This window comes from Kribbella antibiotica, assembly GCF_004349055.1.
Taxonomy (GTDB): domain Bacteria; phylum Actinomycetota; class Actinomycetes; order Propionibacteriales; family Kribbellaceae; genus Kribbella; species Kribbella antibiotica.
In genome coordinates this window covers 1-3,340 of record NZ_SMKX01000278.1, presented here as the reverse complement: position 1 = coordinate 3,340, position 3,340 = coordinate 1, and the positions used below count along the sequence as shown (strand labels likewise).

The window sequence follows — 3,340 nt, the reverse complement described above, 5'->3', positions numbered from 1 at the left end:
GAGTCAGGCGTGGGGGCGGCGGAGGCGGACCACGTCGCACTGGCCGTCGGTGATGAGGAGGATAGGGCCAGTGGCTGGGAAGTCGTCGGCGCGTTCGAGGAGGTCTACGCCGGGTTGGAGCACAGTGCCGCCGCGGCCTCGGACCTGCACGCGGCCGGCGATGTCGTCCACGGGGATGTAGCCGGCGTCGTAGGGGGCGGCGTCGCAGTAGATGACTCGGGCGGCGGGGACGTCGCGGGCACGCGAGTAGGAGGCGATGGCTCCTAGCGCTTTGCCGAGCAGGACGCGATCCATAGAGCCTGAAGTGTCCAGGACTACGCCGTACGTCGGGAGGCGCTCCAGCTCGACTGGTCGGATCCACCCGGGGCGGGGGATGTCCGGCGTACTGTCCTGGCGGCGGGATGCGCGGGCGTAGGTGCGGGTGCGTTCGGCGGCGGGGACGTGCTCTTCGAACCAGCGCGCCAGTTGGGCGTCCCAGGACAGAGGCGGGTGGTCCAGGGCGCGGATCTCTTCGACCAGACCTGATGGAAGTAGACCGCGGGAGGAGTCGTGGTAGGCGAGGCCTGTGTTCAGTGCGCGGCGGTAGATGTCGTCCAAGCCAGCAGCGCGGGCAGCCTCGCCGCTGTGGGGGAGCGGATGCCCCAGTACGTCGCCCAGTCCAGTACCGCGCAGTGTCGCCAGCTTGCGATAGCGGCGGAGGTCAGTGGCGACGCGGTCGTAGACCTCTTCGGCGGACATGCCTTTGAGGACTGGGTCGTAGAGCGCGCCGTCAGGGATTGTGCCGACGCCCATCTCCAGGAGCCAGCCGTTGATGACCAGGTCGGCGGCGACGTTCCACAGGTACGGATCACGGCCGCCAACGCGCTCACCATGCCGGAGCGCGGCGTGGAGCATCTCGTGCGCCATGACGAAGCGCCACTCGTTCTGGGTGAGGCTGGTGAGCGGGTTGACGTAGATCTCGCCTGCTGCGGCATTGACCGCCGCCACCTGGATGTCCCAGCCGCGGGCGAGCTCCGCCTCGGCCACGACCGTCATGGTGGAGGCGATAGCGCCGAGCAGCGGGTACGACGAGACGAACCAGCCCAGCGCGAGGTCCCACTCGTTCCGGCTCGCACGCCGATCCGAGAGCGACGACCGCGCGCCACCAGCGACATCTACCGCAGCGGCGGCCGCATCCGACAGACCGGCGGCGAAGAGCTCACTCCAGTTCGGCGGCTTGCCCCATCCGTTCCACCGCTCAATCAGTACGTCGGACTGTCCGCCGGCCACGCCCTGACCGCCGTACTCGGCCGGTACGGCGGTACGTCGCCACCGTCGTGCCAGCACATCCTCATCGATCGTGGGGAACTCGGATGGCATTTCCACGACCGGGGTGCCGAATTTGAGTGAGTGGAGGAAGTGGTTGACCGCCGTATCGCACGCTGCACTCGCAGCGTGGTCAGGAGCCGGCCTGTCGCGTTCTGCGTGTCCTAGACCGAGGTGGATGAGCAGGTGCGCGAATACCCAGGTCCACTCGGCTGGTGTGGCTCGGCGGGACGAGTGGGCGAGGATGGCGCCGTTCGAGTCGATCGTGGCCCAGCCAGTGCGCGGTACCGAGTCACTGCGCACCGGGTTGGAGACGCGGTCCGCGATCGGCGCGAACAGGGGATGGCGTTCGACAACAGCCCAACCGGCCCGGATCGCTTCCAGGGCTGGGTCTTTGCGGGCCTTGCGCCGCTCAGGCACGGGCGGCGACCAGCCGCGGCAGGTCTCGGCTGACCTCGACCAGGAACCACGTCGGCAGTACTGGTCGGCCGTCGTCGTCAGATGCGATCACCAGCTGGGCAACCTCTAGAGAGATCTCAGCCAGCTCCACCAGCAGCGCCTTGCCGCGGTGTGCGAGCTGACGCGCGGCCGGGCTACCGGAGTTCTTGTCTGCCGGCAGTTCCTTGACCAGTCGGGCGCGGAAGGTCTCGGCCAAGAAGTAGAGCAGGTCGCGGTCCTCCGGAGCAGACGGCCAGCTGGCCTCACCCTTCAGGACAGCCTCGAGGCCGAATGCGTTCCGCACTGTCTTCACAAACGCGCGGAACGCAGAAGCGTGCGCGGCAGACAAGGTGCCGAAGGCAAGGACTCGCAGCGTGTCGTCGGTGATGCCCTCGCCGTACGAGTGCAGGGCATCCGACAGCATGTGCCAGCTTCGCGGCGTGGAGAACGGCTCCTCGGTCTTCGGTGGCGCAGTCCAGAGGTGATCCGGCCGGTTGCGCAGATAATCCAGCACCCACGGATGAATCCCCGCCGTACCGGCCCACTGCAGCCAGTCGCTCGCCGACGCACGCAGATGAACATGCACCAGCCGGTTGATCAATGCACTCGCCATCGGACGAGCCAGCGCGTTGTCCGTGGCGCGGTTGCCGGCCCCGATCACGACAGAGCCTTCCGGCAGCTCGTACTCACCGATCCGACGATCCAGGATCAGCGAGTAGAACGCCTTCTGCACCTCGGCCGACGACGCGTTCAGCTCATCCAGGAACAAGCAGTACGGCTCGTCCCGCGCAATAGCCACCGGCGGCGCAAACCGGCTCCGTCCATCCACGATCTGCGGCACGCCGATCAAGTCCTCCGGCGCCAGTTGCGTCCCCAGCAGCGTCACGCACTCCAGCCCCAGCGACTCCGCAAAAGCCCGCACCAGACTGCTCTTCCCGATCCCGGGTGCGCCCCACAAAAACACCGGCCGAACCACAGCCACATGCAACAAAACCTCCGGCAGCTCACCCGCCGAAACCGAAATCCCCGCCTGCATCCATCCCTCTCGTTCGTTCCCCGACTCCCAGGGTCCCCCGAACCCCCAGCCCTGTCACACGAATTTCCATGAGCAGTCGGGATAGAAGCGCCGTACTGTCTCGCGCAGCCAGTCCTGCTTAGCCGTTGAGAGCAGCGGCCAGGCGCGGTCAAAATCGTGCCGGTCCTTGCTGCGATGGAGACGCGCCTTGAAGAGAAGGACGAGCTCGGGCCTCAGGTAGCGGACGCCGTCGCCTGCAACCCAGGTGGCGTCTTCCAAACGAGCGGTGTGCTCAGGAAAGTACTTGCTGGTCCACAACCCGTTAGTGTCCGGCGTCAGCGGAAGGTCGATGACCCACGGCGCATCCCCGTGTTCCCGAACCCACACCTGACTCGCCGGCCCAAACACATCCGGATGCTTGTTCGTCAACGGGCGCATGTCGCCGCCGGCCAGGTTCCACAGGTGCCACCGCTCACCCACATGCGCCCGAAGCACCGGCACATCGCAAGCAAAGATCGACACGTCCACATCGGAGTGCTCCCGCCGTACCCCCGTGAACGCGTCGATCGCCCACCCACCAAC

Annotated in this window: 3 protein-coding genes; all 3 read right to left on the bottom strand. The window is 67.0% G+C overall.

The window, feature by feature from the left end; genetic code table 11:
• Positions 1–3 precede the first annotated feature (3 nt).
• Complete coding sequence (locus E1263_RS42075; RefSeq protein ID WP_132178032.1) at positions 4–1,725, bottom strand: vWA domain-containing protein; 1,722 nt, start codon at positions 1,723–1,725, stop codon at positions 4–6.
• The gene (locus E1263_RS42070; RefSeq protein WP_132178030.1) at positions 1,718–2,779 is read right to left on the bottom strand and encodes an AAA family ATPase; all 1,062 of its coding nucleotides are present in this window, start codon (positions 2,777–2,779) and stop codon (positions 1,718–1,720) included. Before E1263_RS42070 ends, E1263_RS42075 begins: the two co-directional genes overlap by 8 nt.
• A 54-nt stretch (positions 2,780–2,833) precedes the next feature.
• On the bottom strand, positions 2,834–3,340 hold a 507-nt coding region (locus E1263_RS42065), incomplete at its 5' end, for a hypothetical protein (RefSeq protein WP_238162072.1).